Consider the following 16,870-nt stretch of genomic DNA (forward strand, 5'->3'; position numbering starts at 1 on the left):
GCGCTCGAAGGAGACACCCATGGGCCTCAGCATCTGGCAAATTCTCATCGTCGTCCTGCTTCTCGTCCTGCTCTTCGGCAGCGGCAAGATCTCGGCGCTGATGGGCGACGTGGCGAAGGGCATCAAATCCTTCAAGAAGGGCATGGCGGAGGACCCGGACGACGACGGCAAGGCCACCAAGAAGGTCGAGCGCGGCGCCGACGACACCATCGACGTGACGCCGAAGGCCGGCGAGGCGCAGTCCGACGCCAAGCGCGACAGCGCCTGAGCGCGCGGTCGGGGGCCGTCGCATGCTCGATATCGGCTGGCAGGAACTCTTGGTGATCGGCGCGCTGGCGCTCCTGGTCGTTGGGCCGAAGGAGCTGCCGGGGCTGCTGCGCTCGGTCGGGCGCTATGCCGGCAAGGCGCGCTCGATGGCCCGCGAGTTCCAGCGCTCCATGGAGGATGCCGCCCGCGAGGCGGATCTCGAGGAGTTCAACAAGCTCAAGAATATGAAGAGCGAGGTCGAGGGCATGGCGAAGCTCGACTTCAAGGAGCAAGCAAAGCGCAGCCAGTCGTTCATGACCGGCGGCGCCGGCAAGCCGGCGGAGCAGCCGGCGGAGGGCGCCGCGCCGAAACCGGCCGCGGTCGCGGGCGAGGGCGCCGCCGCGCCGGCCCCTGCGGCCCCGGCAGCGGCCCCGGCCCCGGCCCCGGCAGCAGCCCCGGCCCCGGCCCCGGCAGCAGCCCCGTCTGCGCCCGCTCCCTCCGCATCGGCCGCGGCCGATCCCGCCAAGTCTGGCACACATGACTGACAAGCATATCGAGGACAGCTCGGCGCCGCTGATCGAGCATCTGATCGAGCTCCGGCAGCGGCTGATGTGGTCGCTGATCGGGCTCGGCGTGGGCTTCGTGGTGTGCTGGATCTTCGCCGAGGAGATCTACACCATCCTCACCCTGCCGCTGGTCAACGCGCTCGAGGCGCGCGGGCAGGAGCCGCAGCTGATCTTCACCGCGCTGCACGAGGCCTTCTTCACCTATCTCAAGCTGGCGATGTTCGGCGGCTTCTGCCTCGCCTTCCCGATCATCGCCAACCAGCTCTGGAAATTCGTCGCGCCCGGGCTCTACAGCAACGAGCAGCAGGCCTTCCTGCCGTTCCTGATCGCGACGCCGGCGCTGTTCATCCTCGGCGGCAGCTTCGTCTATTTCGCGATCATGCCGCTGGCGATCGACTTCTTCCTGAACTTCCAGGTGCCCGGCGGCGGCGAGGACGGGGCGACCCGGATCGAGTTCCTCGGCAAGGTCAACGAGTATCTCTCGCTGGCGATGACCTTCATCCTCGCCTTCGGCATCTGCTTCCAGCTGCCGGTGCTGCTGACGCTGATGGGCCGGGTCGGGATCGTCTCCTCGGCGGGGCTGGCCAAGGGCCGGAAATACGCCGTGGTGGGCATCGCCGCGGTCGCCGCGGTGCTGACCCCGCCCGACGTGATCTCGCAGCTCGGGCTCGGCGCGGCGGTCTATCTGCTCTACGAGATCTCGATCCACCTCGTCGGCCTGGCCGAGCGGAAGCGCGCCGCCCGCGAGGCCGAGGAAGAGGAAGAGGACGCGGAGGAGCAGCCGTGAGCGCCGACGGAACCGATCACGCCGCCCGCAGCGCCGGGGCGATGGACGACGCCGATGCCCGGCAGGCGCTGGCGCTCGAGCGCATCGCCGCGGCGCTGGAGCGGATGAGCCCGCCGCCGGCCTCGGCGCCGGATTTCGGCGCGGCGCAGGCCTTCCTCTGGTCCACCGAGCCGGACCGGCTGATCCCGGTGCCCAAGGTCAACCGGGTCGAGATCGGGCTGCTGGTCGGCGTCGACCGGGCGCGCGACACGCTGCTCGACAACACCCGCCGCTTCGCCGAGGGGCTGCCGGCCAACAACGTGCTGCTCTGGGGCGCGCGCGGCATGGGCAAGTCGTCGCTGGTCAAGGCCGCCCATGCCGAGGCCAACCGCGACGGGCGCCTCGTGCTGATCGAGATCCACCGCGAGGACATCCCCACCATCCACCGCCTGCTCGACCTGCTGCGCGGCGAGGACCGGCGCTTCCTGGTGTTCTGCGACGATCTCTCCTTCGACCGCGAGGACCAGCACTACAAGTCGCTGAAGGCAGTGCTCGACGGCGGCGTCGCCGGGCGGCCGGAGAACGTGCTGTTCTACGCCACCTCGAACCGGCGTCACCTGATGCCGCGGGACATGATCGAGAACGAGCGCTCGACCGCGATCAACCCCTCCGAGGCGACCGAGGAGAAGGTGTCGCTGTCCGACCGCTTCGGCCTCTGGCTCGGCTTCCACCCCTGCGACCAGGCCGAGTATCTCGCGATGATCCGGGGCTATGCCGCGGCCTATGGCATCGCGATCGACGAGGAGACGCTGCGCGCCGAGGCGGTGGAGTGGCGTCAGACCCGCGGCGCGATGTCCGGCCGCGTCGCCTGGCAGTTCGTGCAGGACCTCGCCGGACGCCGCGGCGTGCATCTCGCCCCGCGGGGCTGAGCACGCGGGGCCGGGGGCAAGGCCTCCCGCAGGCCCCACCCACCCGGCCATCGCCGCACCCGGCTGCCCGGTTCCGCGGCCCCCCAGCCTGCGGGAGGCCTTGCCCCCGACCCTGGCGTCTGCCTGTCCGGCGGCTGTCGCGTTGGCTGGCCGGAGCCGGGGGGGGGCCGCTGGGATGACCGGGTGTCCCGCTCGCCGGGGGCGCGGCCTTGGCCCGGACGCCCGGCGCAGGAGGGGCGGCCATGCCGCGCGGCGGCCGGCCCTTTTGGCGGGCGGGCGGGCCGTTGCTGCACGCGCCGCCGCGCTGGCAGAAGCCGCCGGGCCCGGCGTCCCGACAGTGACGCTGGCCGGACCGCGGCAGCGCTTCGGCAGGAAGGCCGGTCGCGTGGGCCGCCTCCCGGCGAAGCTCGTCGCGGCGGCGGGCTCGGATGCGGCGCGCCGCAATCCCGGTCTCCATATGTGCCCCGGTCTGCCGCCGTCGCGGGCCGGCCCCCGGGCATCGCCCTCGCCGCGGTCGGCCGTTCCGGCGGGCAGGCGGGCGGGGCGCTGCTGCACGCGCCGCCGCGCTGGCCGAGGTCGCCGGGCTTGGCGTCTTGGCGGAGGGCTGGCGGGGCGGCGGCCGCGCATCGGCAGGAAGGCCGGTCGCGTGGGCCGCCTCCCGGCGATGCTGGTCGCGGCGGCGGGCTCGGGTGCGGCGCGCCGCGATCCCGACCACCATTGGCGCCTCGGTCTGCCGCCGTCGCGGGCCGGCCGCCGGACATAGCCCTCGCCGCGGTCGGCCGTTCCGGCAGGCGGGCGGGGCGTTGCTGCACGCGCCGCCGTGCTGGCAGAGGTTGCCCGGCTTGGCGTCTTGGCGGAGGGCTGGCGGGGCCGCGGCCGTACATCGGCAGGAGGGTTGGTCGAGGAACCCGCCTCCGGGCGATGCTCGTCGCGGCGGCGGGCTCGGATGCGGTGCGCCGCGATCCCGATCACCATTGGCGCCCCGGTCTGCCGCCATCGCGGGCCGGCCCCCGGTCATAGCCCTTGCCGCGGTTGGCCGTTTTGGCAGGCAGGCGGCCGGCGCGTTGCCGCACGCGCTGCCGTGTTGGCAGAGGTTGCCAGGCTTGGCGTCCCGGCGGGGGGCTGGCCGGACCGCGGCCGCGCATCGGCAGGAAGGCTGATCGCGTGGGCCGCCTCCCGGCGATGCTGGTTGTAGGGCTGCGCTCTGATGCGGCGCGCCGCGATCCCGATCACCATAGGCGCCTCGGTTTGCCGCCATCGTGGACCGCCCCCCGGGCACTGCCCTCGCCGCGGTCGGCCGTTCCGGCGGGCAGGCGGCCGGGGCATTGCTGCACGCGCCGCCGTGCTGGCAGAGGTTGCCCGGCTTGGCGTCTTGGCGGGGGGCTGGCGGGGCGGCGGCCGCACATCGGCAGGAGGGTTGGTCGAGGAACCCGCCTCCGGGCGATGCTTGTCGCGGCGGCGGGCTCGGATGCGGTGCGCCGCGATCCCGGTCTCCATATGCGCCCCTGTCTGCCGCCATCGCGGGCCGGCCCCCGGGCATCGCCCTCGCCGCGGTCGGCGCCGGGGCGATGCGCGGCTTGGCGCGGGAGAGGGGGCCCACCAAGCGCGGCGCCGGGGCGATCCGTGGCTCGGCGAGGGAGAGGGTGACGCATCGGGAGCGGCGACGGGGCGACACCCGGGCGCGTCCCGGTGCCGGCAGCGACGCGCGGGGCGGGACGCGCGCCGGCCGGGTCTTTCCGCGGCGCAGCCGCGCGGGCCTGCCGGAGGCCGAAGGGGGGCGGGGCGGCGCGGCCGGGCACGACGGTGGCAGGGGTGGGTGGGGTCTCCGGCAGGCCCGCACCCTTTCTCCCCGATGCGCCGCGCCGGGTGTGTCACGCCCGGTGCATTGCCCAGGACGGATCATCCGATGCGCCGCGCCGGGTGCGCCGCGCCCGGTGCTTCACCCCGGGCGGATCGTCCGGAAGGCGCCGCACGCCGTCACATGTAGTCGAGCGGGTTCACGGCGTTGGCGCCGCGCCGGACCTCGAAATGCATGCGCGGCGGCACCCCCCGGTCGGGCTGGGCGACCACGCCGATCTGCTGGCCACGGCTCACCTGGTCGCCCTTGCGCAGCGGCACGTCGGTGATGCGGCCATAGGAGGTGAGCAGCCCGTCCGGGTGGCGGATCAGCACGATGGTCCCGAGCCCGCCGAGCGCCTGGCTGACCAGCAGCACCTCGCCGGCCTCCGCCGCCACCACGGCGGCGCCGGCCGGGGCGTCGAAATCCACGCCCTCGTTGCGGATGTTGCCCGAGCCCTCGCGGAAGCCGAGCGCCACCGGGCCCTGCACCGGGCGCTGCAGCGCCGCCGGCCCGGCGGGCGCGGCGGCCGGGGCGGGTTCCGGCGCCGGGGCGGGGGCGGGCGCGGCGGCCTCCGGCTCCGGCGCGCGGGCGATCACGGTCTCCGACGGCCGGGTCGACTGGTACTGGCTGAGCTGCGGGCTCGCGAGATCCTCGACCGGGGTCGGGTTCGCCGGCAGCGGCGCATCGGCGCTCGGCGGCGCGGCGATCTCCTCGCGATTGCCCGGCGGCGTGGTCTCCGGCGCCCCGCCGGAGCGCTCGATGGCCTGCAGCGCGAGCTCCGGGCTCCAGCCGCTCTCGCTCGGCAGCGGGCTGGCCTGCGGCGCCGCGGTGGCGGCCAGCGGGTCGCCGGGCACGGCGCCGGGGGCGGCGGCCAGCGCCTCTGCCGCCGGATCGCCCGCCGCCGCCACCGCGGCCGTTGCCGCCGCCGGCGCGCCGGTCAGCGGCTGCGTCTCGATCAGCGGCTGCGTCTCGATCAGCGGCTCCGGCGCTGAGACCGGCGCCGCCGGCGCATAGGGGTCGGCCGCCGGCACCGGCACCGCCACGGGCGCCGCGGAATAGCCCCCCGGGCGCGGCGGCAGCACCAGCTCGTCGCCGGCGCTCAGCCGCTGCGTCGGCGCGAGCCCGTTATAGGCACCGAGCTCGGCCGCCGAGAGCCCGAGCCGGCCGGCGAGATCCGCCACCGTCTCGCCGGCGCGGGCCTCCGCCGCCTGGTAGCCGTCATAGCGCACGATGCCGCTGGCATCCGCCGCCGGCCGCCCCGAGGGGTCGCTACCGCGGATCTCCAGCGCCGCACGGTCCGCCGCCTGGCGGTCGGGACAGGCGGCCAGCAGCAGCACGAGCCCCGCCGCGCCGCCGCTTCTCAGCCAATTTCGCATTCTGCTCATCTGCCTTGCCTCGCCTTGGGCCTTGCCTTGGCCGGTTCCGCCGGCCGGACGGGGGCGGCGGCTCATCATTCGGCGTCCTCGGCCATGCCCTCGATCAGGGGGACGAACAGCACCTCCCCGAGCTCGTGATAGGTCAGGCCGGCCTCGCTCTTCTCGATCTTGATCAGCTGCTGCACCTCGTCGGACTGCCCGACCGGCAACACCATTATGCCACCGATGCGCAGCTGTTCCAACAACAGGCGGGGGGTGTCGTCGGCCGCGGCGGTGACGAGGATGCGGTCGAAGGGCGCCTGCTCGGGCCATCCCAGCGTGCCGTCGCCGGCGCGGATCGTGACATTGGCATGGCCCTGGCGCTCCAGCCGCTCGCGCGCCAGCAGCGCCAGCGGGCGGTGCCGCTCGATCGCGTAGACCCGCCGCGCCAGCCGCGCCAGCACCGCCGCCTGGTAGCCCGAGCCGGCGCCGACCTCGAGCACCTTGCAGCGCGGCGTCACCTGCAGCGACTGCGTCATCAGCCCGACGATGGTGGGCTGCGAGATGGTCTGGCCGCAGCGGATCGGCAGCGGCGTGTTGGCATAGGCACGCTCGCGGAAGGCCGGTTCGACATAGACCTCGCGCGGCGTCTTCTCGATCGCGTCGAGCACGCGCTTGTCGGTCACTCCCGCCTGACGCAGCGAGAAGATCAGCTGCATCAGCTCCTCGGCCCGCGCCTCGCCGCCGCCCATGTTCCGCTCCCCCGTTCGGCGCGCGAAGGCACGCCGTCCGCCCGACACTATCCCATCGGCGGCGCCCCTGTCAGCACCGGCCGGCGGCAGGGAGGAATGTTCGCACGGGGTTTGTGTGATCTGCGTACATGGTTTCAGTCTGGGCGGTTCGGACGTGTCGAGCAGTCGTCGCGCGGCAGGATGAGTTCGCGGTCCGGGTCGTAGGCATCGGCGATTTCCTCGCCGAGCGGTGCCTGATGGATGCGGTCGCACAGGCGGTCGATTGGAACGCCGCCGCCGAGGCTGTCGTGCGGACGTTCCCAGTTGTGGAAGTGCTGCCATTCCGCGAGCTTCACCCCGAGGTCCGGGTCGTCGAGATCGACGGCTGGCCGGAACTCCTCGAGTGCCGTCCGTTGCACCCTCCCGACCTTGCCGTTGAGATGCGGTGAGCGCGGCCGGATCGGACGGAACTTGATCGACCACTTCCGGAGCCTGTCCTGGACCTTGCAGGCGAAGAACTCCTGCCCGCGGTCGGTCTGGATGCGCCGGATCGACACCGGCATCTCCTCGACGACCTGGTCGAGAAAAGCGGGGGTCGACGTGGCGGACTTGTTCGGGAAGAGGCCAGCCACCTGATATCGCGGGCAATCGTCTGTCGCGGTGTACTGGTACAGGCGCGGTTCGATCTTGCAGACGTCCATCTGCACGCGGTCGCCCGGGATCGGCCGTGCATACCGCTTCCATCGCTTTCGGACGAGGCGCCGGCGCTTCAGCCTGTTCAGGCCGTGTCGGCAAAGCACCTTGTGGATCGTGTCGACCGCGAGCCGGACGCCGTAAAGCCGCTGAAGCTCGATCCGCAGCCGTCTGATCCCGAGCTTGCGCCCCTTGCGCAGCTTGATGATGCGCTGCTCCAGGGGCGCAAGCACCCGCCGTCCGGGAGAACTCAAAGGGCGCCGGCTTCGGTCGACGAGCCCGGCCACCCCCTCCACCTGGCAACGACGCCACCACTTTCGCAGTGTTGGCCGGGAAACACCGCAGCGTCGGCAGGTGAGCCCCGCATTCCCCGTCCGCTCGCAGGTCTGCACCCGGATCAACCGCGCTGCCGGTGTCATCGCATCCTCCCATCAAGGCCGAAAGCAATGATCCTAGCGACAAGCCTCGGAGATGGACGATGAAACCATGTCCACAAACTTCGCAGGCGCGTAACGCCACTACATCGCCTGACAGATCGAGGGGAAAGGCAGACGCAGTATCATCATGCTCTCGTGCTTTGAATCGAAATGGCTTCACGGCCTATCCTCCCCGCCCCGGTACGGAAAATATAACATCGCCTTCTCGAGCCGCGGCCTGCCGATGCGCGCGAATGATGGAACTGTCGATGAACTGCATGCTGTCGGGGGATGTTTCCGCATGGGTGTCAAACGCCTGCGCCCAGATCCCGGCCCTGGCCCAGCGGTCAAAGCGGTTGCGGACCGTCGTGCAGAGGCCATGGCGCTCGGGCAGATCGCGCCACGGCGAACCGGTCCCGAGCACCCAGAATATCCCATTCGGCACCCGCCGGTCGTCCACCCGCGGCACACCGCGCGGCCTGTCGGGGAGAAGCGGCCGGATCAGCCCCATTCGATATCCGCAAGATCAAACGCGCCATGGATGCCTCCGCGATCTTGGTGGCAATGGCTCATGACATACCCGGTTCGCGAATCCCCCTTTGTGGGTACGGAACCTGGGTGGTGCGCCGGGTTCTCCCGGCGTGGCGCATCGGCGGTGGGGCAATTCGACGCTCTGCCGGCTGCCGCGGGGACCGGCGGCGGGGAGGAACCGGCATCGGGGAGGAATCGGCTCCGGCAGGAACCGACGGGGGGAGGGCCGCCGGCGCGCGTCCGGCAGTACCGCGGCTGCGGCGCGGGCAGGCTCCGGGCGCCGGCGCCGGGGACCGGTCCGGCCCGTCATGCGGCCTCGCCCGGCTCCGGGCGCGGGAGCCCTGGCGCATTGCGGCGCGCCGGGGATCGCCGCGCCGGTCAGCCGAGCGCGGCGCGCGCCTCTTCCATGAGATCCGCCGCGGTGAGCTGCGGCATCAGCGGGGTGATCGTCACCCAGCCCTCGATCAGCTTGCGCGCGTCGGTCCCGGCCTCGGCGGTGTCGTTCGCGGTCATGTGGCGGTAGAAGTTGAACTCCCGCCCGTTCGGCGCGGTGTAAGGCAGCACGTCGAAGGTCGAGCCGGCGCGCACCCCCTGGGGGCAGACCGCGAAGCCCTTGACGGCCTCCGGCGCTGCGGCCGGGAAGTTGACGTTGTAGAACACGCCGCGCCGGCTCGGCATCGCCAGCACCTTGCGCACCGCCGCCGCGCCGAGCGCCGTCGAGGCCGCCCAGATGTCGGTGGGGGCGCCCGGCCGGCTCGAGTAGAACTGGCTGAGCGCGATCGCCCGCGGGCCGGCCAGCGCCGCCTCCATGGCGCCGCCCACGGTGCCGGAATAGATCACGTCCTCGGCGACGTTGTGGCCCCGGTTGACGCCGGAGAGCACGAGGTCCGGCGGCGCCTCGGCCATCAGCTTGCGGATGCCGACCAGCGCGCAGTCGGCCGGGAAGCCGTCCACCGAGAATCGCCGCTCGCCGTGCCGCGTGACCCGCACCGGGTGAACATAGGAGATCGCGTGGCTGACGCCGGAGCGCTCGTTGTCGGGCGCCACGACCCAGATTTCCGCCCCGGGGCCGCCGATCTCGGCGGCGATGGCCTCGGCCACCGCCAGCCCCGGCGCCGTGATCCCGTCGTCATTGGTGATGAGTATGCGCATGGCTCCCCCGCTCGCGTTGCACCGGGGGTTGTAGGGGGGCAGGGCGGCGCGGTCCAGCCTCCCGGCCGGGGCCCGGCACGGCGGGCAGCAGGAGAGCCCGGCCATGCGCCGCGTCGGGCCGCGCGCCCCGGCCGCCGTCCCGCCCGCGGCGCGCTGCCACCGGGTGCGCCGGTGGCAACCGGCCCCGGCTGCCACCGGCGAGACGGATGCCCGGCGCCGCGGGCATGACGCCGCCGCGGGCGGGACGGCGGGCGCGGCGCCCCCGCCCGGCGGCGCGGGCCCATCCGGGGCGGTGCCGGCCGGGCCGGGGGCGTGGCCTTCTCCGTGCTCCCGCCGTCCTGCCTCTCCCGTCCGCCCTCCCGGCGGGTCTGGCCGGGCGCGGGGCCATGCGTCCGGACGGCGCCCGCAGCGACCGCAGCCGCCCCGCGTCTCAGCCCGGGCCCAGGTCCTTCTCGGCGAGCAGCAGCGCCATGTCGTCGGGGAAGGCGCGGAGCGCGAAGCCGAGGCGCCGGGCCAGCGCCAGCATGCCCTCGTTGCGCCGGCCGATCAGGCCCCAGGCGCGGGTAATGCCGCGGGCCGGCCCCTCCGCCAGCACCGCCTCGAGCGCCAGCCGGCCGAGCCCGCGGCCCTGGGCATCGCCGCGGATGCTGACCGCGAACTCGCCGTCGTCGCGCCCCGGGGCGCCGACCAGCCGCGCGCCGCCGAGCAGGTCGCTGTCGTCGTCCTCCGCGGCGAGCACCAGGCAGATCTCGTGCGCCGGGTCGCGCAGCGTGGCGAAGCGCTGCGCCGCGGTGTCGGAGAGGTGCTCGATGGCGCCCAGCATGCGCTGGCGCTTCTGCTCGGCGCTCCAGCTCTCGAAGCCCTGCCGGACCCCCTGCCAGTCCGCCGGCCGGATCGGTCGCAGCCGCAGCCGCGTGCCGTCGCGCGCGGTGACGATCCGCGGTTCCGGAGGCTCACTTGCCATCGCCGTCACCCGCGCCCGCCGCCGGCTCGGGCCGCAGCCGGGCGGACGCACCCGCCCGCCGCCGCGCCATGCGCCGGCAGCGCCGGCATCGGTCCCCGACGCAGCGCGGCCCGGCGCAGCGCGGACAGCGGCGCCTGCATCTCAGCGGTCTCTTCGGCTTCGGCCGCACCATCGACGATGCCCCCCCGACCCGACCCGAGCAGGCCGGTCGCTGGCGCGGCGCTGCCGGGGGCAAGCCGTCCGTGCCCGCCGGATGGGCCCGTCGGCAGCGCCTGCGGTCGGCCAGGGACCGTGGCAGGCGCCGGCCTTGCGACGGTCCGCACCGCGCCGGCTCCGGTGCCAGTGTGGCCAGCGGAACCTCGGCTCGCCTTGATCGAGAGGATAGCCGGCGCGGTGCTGCCGGGTGCAATCCGCCCGAGCCCATCGGGCGCGTCCGCCGGCAGTGCCCGCCGCTGGCCAGGGGCCGGGGCAATCGCCCGCCTTGCGACGGTCCGCACCGCGCCGGCTCTGGTGCCGGTACGGCCGGCGGCACCCCGGCTCGCCTCGAGCGGCCCGATAGCCGGCGCGGTGCAGGCGGGCGCGATACCTCCGAGCCCATTGGACGGCTCCGTCGGCAGCGCCTGCCGCCCGCCCGGGATCGGGGAAAGTGCCTTCATTGCGACGGTCTGTACCGCGCCGGCCTCGGCGCCAGAGCGGCCAGTGGTGCCTCGGCTCGCCTCGAGCGGGAGGATTGCCGGCGCAGGGCTGCCGAGCGCAAGCCGCTTGGGCTCGTCGAACGGGGCCATTGGCAGTGCCAGCCGCTGGCCCGGGCGCGGGTCGGGCGCCTCACATGTGACGGCAGCGCCGGTTACCGGACCGGCCCGATCGAAGCGCATCGCTCGGGCGGGGTCGAGGTCCGGCCCGTCGCTGCCCCTGGCTCGATCCCGGTCGTTCGGCGCGAAGAGCCGGGCTTCCGCAGCGCTGCCTCGGTTTCCCGTGCGCGTAGCCCGTGCGGCGTGGCCGGCCCCGGCCCGATCCCCGTCCCCCGGCGTGAAGGGCCGGGCCTCCGCCGCCCTGTTCCCGGTGCCGGTGCGCATTGCCCGTGCGATGGGGTCGCCCCCGGTCCCGTCCGGGTCCCTCGGTGCGATGGGACGGGCTTCTGCCGCGTTGTTCCCGGCGCCGGTGCGGGTTGCCCGTGCGGTTTGGCCGGCTCCGGTTCGATCCCGGCCCCTTGGCGCGAAGGGGTGGGATTCAGACGCGCCGTTCCCGGCGCCATTGCTCGCTATCCGTGCGCTATGGCCGGCCCTGGTGCGGTCCCGGTCCCCCGGCACGAAGCGGCGGGCCTGTGCCTCGGTGTCCCCGGTGCCGGTGTGCGTTGCCCGTGTGATGTGGCCGGTCGTGCCCGGTCCTGCGCCCCGTGCTGGCGGTGATGCGGGATCGTCGATGGCAAGGTGCGCGGCTGGCTGGCTGGTCTCGGTGCTGCCACTGTCCGGGACCGGCGTGGTGCGGGGGCAGGCCGGGGCGTCCGGAATCGGCATGGCGCCCGGGCGGTGGAGGCAGGTTGGGCTGTCCGGGATCGGCGTGGCGCCGGGGCGGAGCAGGCCGGCCGGGACGTCCGGGATAGGTCCGGTGCCGGGGCGATGGGGGCAGGTTGGGCCGTCCGGGACCGGCATGGTGCCAAGGCGGTGGGGGACGGCCGGGGCGGTGCAGATCGGTCGGCGCCGGGCGGAGGCATGGTCGAGACGGGGGATGTGCCTGCCGCGAGGGGCCGCGCGCTCGATGCCGCCGTGCAGTGGTGCGGCGCTGCCGGGGTGGGCGAGGCTGGCGCCGGTGCCTGGATGGGTCAGCGTTGTTGCCGGACCGGGCGGGGCCGTGGATGCCGGGCCGGGCATGGTCGCGAGCGGCGGGCCGGGCGTGGCCGGGACGCAGGCTGGCGGCTGCATGGAATGGTCCCCTCGGGCAAATGCGCGGAGGGAGGATATGTCATCCGGCGAGGGCGGACAACGCCGCGGCATTTGAAGCGTGGCTCCGTCGGCCCGGATCGCAGACGCAGGCGCTGGAGCGGTTTGCGCATCGGGTTGGGGCGATCCGTCCGATGGGCGGCCGGAGGCCCTCGGCGGCGCGATCGGGCTGGATGCCGGACGGCAGCGCGGGCGGAGGGGGAGCCCTGCGCCGGCGGCTTCGATCGGCGCCCTTGTTTGCCGGCCCTCGTCGCCGGGGACCTGTGGATGCGGACAAGGCTGCCGGCACGCTGCCCGGGCATGAGTGCGGGCGCCATGCAGGCCAGGAGGGCCGCGCGGCCGATCGGGACGCTGGGCACGACCGGCGCGCGCGTCCTGCGCCTTGTGGGTGCGGCGGTGAAGGTCGCGGTCTTCCGGGGGCCATGGGGGATGCCCGTCTGCAGGCGTTCGCCGCGTTGGCGGCGTTCGTGGCTGCGGGCCATGTCGGTCTGCGCCCGGGGCTCGCCGGGAACGACCGGGCGGGCAGGATCCATGTCGATCTGGCCCTCGGACCGGTCCCGGCGCTTCTTCGGGGCATCGGGGCGGTCCTGTGCGCATGCATGCGCGGCTCGCTTCTCCGCGTGATGCGGTGGCGGCGGGGGACGCGCCGCAGCATGCCGCTGCGGAAGACAGGGCCGCGCCCGGCGGGCGCCGCGCGCCATGCCTGGGAGGTGAGGTCGGGGCCCCTTTCGGGCAGCGTGCGGACCGGGTCATCCGGCGCTCTAATGCGTCCCCAGTGGCGGTCGCCGCCGGGAGCACCGGGCCGGGGGGGGCTCCCCGCGCGCCGGCCGGCGCCCGGCAATGGGGCACCGACACCGCAGCGTTCGGCCGCCTGGCGGTGCCTGGCGCCGGCCCCTGCTGCGGCCGGGACGCGGCTTCGGGGACACGGTTGCGGGGATCGGCGGAGCGGCCTTGTGGCATGCTCGCCGGCTTCGTCCGCTGCGGCGGCCGGGACACGGTCGCGGGGATCGGCGGAACAGCCTCGCGACATGCCCGCCGGCCTCGGCCTCTGCGGCGGCCGGGTCACGGTTGCGGGGATCGGCGGAGCGGCCCTGTGACATGCCCGCCGGCCTCGGCTGCCGGCAGGCATGGTGGATCGGGGCCGGGCCGGCCCGGGAACCCCGGTCCGGCTCGCGCGGCCCGGCGTGCGCTAGGCCAGCGCGCCGTCGGGCAGGATCCGCCGCGCGCCGCCCATATAGGGCGCCAGCACCTCCGGCAGCTGCACCGAGCCGTCGGCCTGCTGGCCGTTCTCGACCACCGCGATCAGGGCGCGGCCGACGGCCAGCCCGGAGCCGTTCAGCGTGTGCAGGAACTCCGGGCGCTTCTCGCCCTCGCGGCGAAAGCGGGCATTCATCCGCCGCGCCTGGAAATCGCCGCAGGTCGAGCAGGAACTGATCTCGCGATAGGTGCCCTGGCCCGGCAGCCAGACCTCGACGTCATGCGTGCGCCGGGCGCCGAAGCCAAGATCGCCGGTGCACAGCACCACGGTGCGGTAGGGCAGGCCGAGCCGCTCGAGGATGTCCTCGGCGCAGCGCGTCATGCGTTCATGCTCGGCATCGCTGTCCTCCGGCGCGGTGATCGAGACCATCTCGACCTTCTCGAACTGGTGCTGGCGCAGGATCCCGGTGACGTCCTTGCCCGCCGAGCCGGCCTCGGAGCGGAAGCACTGGGTCCAGGCGGTGTAGCGCCGCGGCAGGCTGGCGGCCTCGACGATCTCGCCGGCGACGAGGTTGGTCAGCGTCACCTCGGCGGTCGGGATCAGCCAGTGCCCGCCCTCGGTGCGGTAGAGGTCCTCGGCGAATTTCGGCAGCTGCCCGGTGCCCACCAGCGCGTCGCCGCGCACCAGCACCGGGGTCCAGACCTCGGTCAGCCCGTTCTCGTTGATATGGGTGTCGAGCATGAACTGCGCCAGCGCCCGGTGCAGCCGCACGAGGCTGCCGCTCAGCATCATGAAGCGGCTGCCCGAGAGCTTCGCGGCGCGGCCGAGATCGAGCCCGGCGGCGACGGCGGGGATCTCGAAATGTTCCTTCGCCGCGAAGTCCATCTCGCGCGGCGTGCCCCAGCGGCGGAGCTCGACATTGCCGGTCTCGTCGGCGCCGTCCGGCACGCTCTCGAGCGGCAGGTTGGGCAGGCCCATCAGGAGGTCGGTCAGCGCCTCGTCGGCGGCCTTGGCCTCGGCCTCGAGCCGGGCGGTCTCGTCCTTCATCTCGGCGACGCGGGCGCGCAGGGCCTCGAATTCCTCCTGGTTGCCGGTCTTCCTGACGAGGCCGATCTCCTTGCTGGCGGCGTTGCGCTCGGCCAGCATCGCCTCGGCCGCGGTGATCCTGGCGCGCCGGGTCTCGTCCAGCGCCAGGATCTCCGACGAGACGCCGGAGAGCCCGCGCCGCGCGAGCATCGCGTCGAAGCCGGTGGGGTTCTCACGGATCAGTCGGATATCGTGCACGGCCGTGTCTCCTCTTCTGGTTCAGCCGCGCGCGTTATGACTCATCGCGCCAATCGACGCCAGTGGGCGCGCCGGCCTTGAGCCATGCTTGGTAGTCCATGATGAAGAATACCGCGTGTCCCACACTGTCCGCGCTACCCTCGTCCGCACGGTGCCAATGGGCCAGGTCATTCGCTGAAATATCCAAATCTTCGGGTAGGAGCGTCTTGCCAGATCCCGAAAGCACGCCAAAGGCGGGTCCAATCGTTTCTGCGGTGAGATGCAGTGCTTCTCGGAGATCTGTAGATCTGAGCGTGCTCCGTGCGAGTGTGCACCCGCCTAGGCTAGCACGTAGCATTCCTGCCCCATCGAGGGCTGCCCCGTCGAGCTCTGCATTTGTGAGGGTAGCACTTACCAGTTTCGCCTGAAAGAGCGTGGCTCCCACAAGATTTGCTTTCCTCAGGTCGGCTCCCTGAAGATGTGCTCCGATTAGATAGACCCTTTGAAGTATTGCATTCAGGAGGATTGCCATCTCGAGCCGTGCGCCCGACAGCGTTGCACCCGTAAACTGTCCCAACTCTAGGTTTGCTCCTTCGAGCTTTGCCCCGGTTAGCGTTGCATTTTCAATAGATGCCTGAACAAGAGACGAACGTGCAAGGTGCGCCCGCACTAGGTCCGCCCCATTGAGAGTTGCGCTATCAAGATTCGCACCTTCAAGTCGGGAATTTTCCAAGAGCGCATTGGCAAGATTTGCGTGGCGCAAGTCGGCGCGTTGCAGGCAGGTTTCGCGCAGGTCGAGCGTGAAAGGGCGATCGCCCTTGGCTTCCTCGGCGATGCGCTCCTCGCTGCGCCGGCCGATCACGGTGAGCGCCGCCCGGATGTCGATACGAGGCCCCACTAGCCCCTCGACCCAATTGGCGAGCTCCGAGTCGGGATCGAAAGATCCTTCGCCAAACCTTGCCCTGAACACCTCGGCGCGGCGCTTTCTGGCGTCCGCGCTGTCGTCGTCCGGCAGGCCCTCGTCCCAGTCGGGCAGGGGGGCGGGGGCCATCGAGGCCGGGGCGTTCTGCCGGATATAGGCGCAGAGGATCTCCATGATCTGGATGTGGTCGCGGGCGCTGTCCTCGGCGATCCGCTCCAGCGCATAGATCGCCCCGAGCCGCACCTCGAGATTCGGCTCGGTGGTCTCGTAGGTCTCGGGCAGCGGGTGCTCGGCCCATAGCCCGTTCTCCCGCCTGGTCGCCCCGGGCGGAAGCTCGAAGGGCTGGAAGCGGATCTCCTCGGCAATGCGTTTTCGCGTTCCTTCCCTGTCCCCCGGCAGGCGGTACTTCACCTCCCGGATCTCGACGCGCTTCGGCGTCTTCACCGTCTTCTCGGCGCCGAGCTGCTCCACCGCCTTGGTGATCCGGTCGGTGATGTGGCCCTGCTCGGCGGTGCGGGCCTGGCGCTCGTTGATCCATGCCTTGATCAGGATGAAGGGGGCGGCGAGCACCGCGCCGAGGCCGGTGATGGTCAGCCCGACGCCGTAGAAATGCGCGCGCTTGTCCGTGGCGTCGGCGGGGATGCCGGCGGCGAGCTGGGCAACCAGATTGTCCGCAACGAGGACGAGGATCAGCAGCCAGAAGGGCAGCAGGACGGCGGCGAGGAGGAGAATCGGCCAGAGATAGTTCTCCGGCAGCCAGCGGCACAGCGCGAGGCACCGCGATTTCAGCCGGCGTGCCGGGCCGAGCCAGACTCCGGCCATGGCCTTGCCGAGCTTCGGCGGCGGGCTCTCGGGGGTCTCGGGCATGGGGCAATCCCTCCGGGCAATGGGGGATCATGGCCCGGGCGGGCGGCGGCGAAAAGGCCGTCCGGCAGCGGGGAAACGGGGCAGAAGGTCCGGCCCGCGGCGGGCGGGGCCGGACTACAGTTCGCGAAAAACGGACAGTGTCAGCCGATCAGGACCGCGGCCATCAGCATTGCGTAAAGGGTCATGGCTACCGTGGGGGCGATGTAGTGGATGGCTTGCATCAGTGTCTCTCCCAGGATCGGCGCGGGACTGAAGCCCGCATCCGGATTGACGACCGGGAGGTTATATTATTGTGGGAATCGCGACAGTGCCGCAATTTCCTCTCCGATCTTTCTTCGGATAGCACAGGCCGCCGGCCTTGACAATCCGCTAGCGCGGCATCCCCGCGCACCCCCTTGGCAGCCGCGCGGATCGCCCCGTCCGGAGCCGGCGCCGCGCCGCCTTGCCACGGCGCCGGGCGCCCGTATATAGGGGCGGAGCGTGGCCGGAGC

General features: G+C 72.9%; 12 protein-coding genes. 4 read left to right on the forward strand and 8 right to left on the reverse strand.

Going from position 1 to position 16,870, the window contains the following annotated elements:
* Positions 1–19: 19 nt before the first annotated feature.
* The 4 genes from tatA to QSJ97_RS07190 are packed head-to-tail and all read left to right on the forward strand — an operon-like array spanning position 20 to position 2,507.
* On the forward strand, positions 20–268 hold the full coding sequence (gene tatA, locus QSJ97_RS07175; protein WP_285671004.1) for a twin-arginine translocase TatA/TatE family subunit: 249 nt from the start codon (positions 20–22) through the stop codon (positions 266–268).
* Between the two features lie 22 nt (positions 269–290).
* Positions 291–791: a Sec-independent protein translocase protein TatB gene (tatB, locus tag QSJ97_RS07180; protein WP_285671005.1), complete on the forward strand. Its 501-nt coding sequence runs from the start codon at positions 291–293 to the stop codon at positions 789–791.
* The gene (tatC, locus tag QSJ97_RS07185; protein ID WP_285671006.1) at positions 784–1,599 is read left to right on the forward strand and encodes a twin-arginine translocase subunit TatC; all 816 of its coding nucleotides are present in this window, start codon (positions 784–786) and stop codon (positions 1,597–1,599) included. The genes tatB and tatC overlap by 8 nt, the downstream gene beginning before the upstream one ends.
* Positions 1,600–1,640: 41 nt before the next feature.
* The gene (locus QSJ97_RS07190; protein WP_285671127.1) at positions 1,641–2,507 is read left to right on the forward strand and encodes an ATP-binding protein; all 867 of its coding nucleotides are present in this window, start codon (positions 1,641–1,643) and stop codon (positions 2,505–2,507) included.
* Between the two features lie 1,977 nt (positions 2,508–4,484).
* On the opposite strand, the gene QSJ97_RS07195 is transcribed toward QSJ97_RS07190, so the two are convergent.
* The 8 genes from QSJ97_RS07195 to QSJ97_RS07230 all read right to left on the reverse strand — a co-directional run bounded on the left by QSJ97_RS07195 (position 4,485) and on the right by QSJ97_RS07230 (position 16,379).
* Positions 4,485–5,723, reverse strand: a complete 1,239-nt coding sequence (locus tag QSJ97_RS07195) for a LysM peptidoglycan-binding domain-containing M23 family metallopeptidase (RefSeq protein ID WP_285671007.1) — start codon at positions 5,721–5,723, stop codon at positions 4,485–4,487.
* Between the two features lie 74 nt (positions 5,724–5,797).
* Positions 5,798–6,454: a protein-L-isoaspartate(D-aspartate) O-methyltransferase gene (locus QSJ97_RS07200; RefSeq protein ID WP_285671008.1), complete on the reverse strand. Its 657-nt coding sequence runs from the start codon at positions 6,452–6,454 to the stop codon at positions 5,798–5,800.
* 134 nt (positions 6,455–6,588) lie between these two features.
* Positions 6,589–7,545 carry an IS481 family transposase gene (locus QSJ97_RS07205; RefSeq protein WP_285671010.1) on the reverse strand — a complete coding sequence of 319 codons (957 nt, stop codon included), beginning with the start codon at positions 7,543–7,545 and terminating at the stop codon, positions 6,589–6,591.
* Positions 7,546–7,726: 181 nt separating this feature from the next.
* Positions 7,727–8,053, reverse strand: a complete 327-nt coding sequence (locus QSJ97_RS07210) for a transposase (protein ID WP_285671011.1) — start codon at positions 8,051–8,053, stop codon at positions 7,727–7,729.
* A 398-nt stretch (positions 8,054–8,451) separates the two neighbouring features.
* A complete protein-coding gene (gene surE / locus QSJ97_RS07215; RefSeq protein WP_285671012.1) occupies positions 8,452–9,225 on the reverse strand; it encodes a 5'/3'-nucleotidase SurE in 774 nt (257 codons plus the stop codon).
* Between the two features lie 430 nt (positions 9,226–9,655).
* Positions 9,656–10,189 carry a GNAT family N-acetyltransferase gene (locus QSJ97_RS07220; RefSeq protein ID WP_285671013.1) on the reverse strand — a complete coding sequence of 178 codons (534 nt, stop codon included), beginning with the start codon at positions 10,187–10,189 and terminating at the stop codon, positions 9,656–9,658.
* 3,129 nt (positions 10,190–13,318) lie between these two features.
* Entirely contained in the window at positions 13,319–14,611 is a 1,293-nt protein-coding gene (gene serS / locus QSJ97_RS07225; RefSeq protein ID WP_285671014.1) for a serine--tRNA ligase, read from the reverse strand.
* 34 nt (positions 14,612–14,645) lie between these two features.
* Entirely contained in the window at positions 14,646–16,379 is a 1,734-nt protein-coding gene (locus tag QSJ97_RS07230; protein WP_285671015.1) for a pentapeptide repeat-containing protein, read from the reverse strand.
* Positions 16,380–16,870 lie beyond the last annotated feature (491 nt).

Origin of the sequence: Paralimibaculum aggregatum, assembly GCF_030270585.1 — a bacterium.
Taxonomy (GTDB): domain Bacteria; phylum Pseudomonadota; class Alphaproteobacteria; order Rhodobacterales; family Rhodobacteraceae; genus Thermohalobaculum; species Thermohalobaculum aggregatum.

Excerpts from the sequence above, each read along its gene's own strand:
- tatA (WP_285671004.1), top strand. The coding sequence starts at position 20 with ATGGGCCTCAGCATCTGGCAAATTCTCATCGTCGTCCTGCTTCTCGTC.
- tatB (WP_285671005.1), top strand. The coding sequence starts at position 291 with ATGCTCGATATCGGCTGGCAGGAACTCTTGGTGATCGGCGCGCTGGCG.
- tatC (WP_285671006.1), top strand. The coding sequence starts at position 784 with ATGACTGACAAGCATATCGAGGACAGCTCGGCGCCGCTGATCGAGCAT.
- QSJ97_RS07190 (WP_285671127.1), top strand. The coding sequence starts at position 1,641 with ATGGACGACGCCGATGCCCGGCAGGCGCTGGCGCTCGAGCGCATCGCC.
- QSJ97_RS07195 (WP_285671007.1), bottom strand. The coding sequence starts at position 5,723 with ATGCGAAATTGGCTGAGAAGCGGCGGCGCGGCGGGGCTCGTGCTGCTG.
- QSJ97_RS07200 (WP_285671008.1), bottom strand. The coding sequence starts at position 6,454 with ATGGGCGGCGGCGAGGCGCGGGCCGAGGAGCTGATGCAGCTGATCTTC.
- QSJ97_RS07205 (WP_285671010.1), bottom strand. The coding sequence starts at position 7,545 with ATGACACCGGCAGCGCGGTTGATCCGGGTGCAGACCTGCGAGCGGACG.
- QSJ97_RS07210 (WP_285671011.1), bottom strand. The coding sequence starts at position 8,053 with ATGGGGCTGATCCGGCCGCTTCTCCCCGACAGGCCGCGCGGTGTGCCG.
- surE (WP_285671012.1), bottom strand. The coding sequence starts at position 9,225 with ATGCGCATACTCATCACCAATGACGACGGGATCACGGCGCCGGGGCTG.
- QSJ97_RS07220 (WP_285671013.1), bottom strand. The coding sequence starts at position 10,189 with ATGGCAAGTGAGCCTCCGGAACCGCGGATCGTCACCGCGCGCGACGGC.
- QSJ97_RS07230 (WP_285671015.1), bottom strand. The coding sequence starts at position 16,379 with ATGCCCGAGACCCCCGAGAGCCCGCCGCCGAAGCTCGGCAAGGCCATG.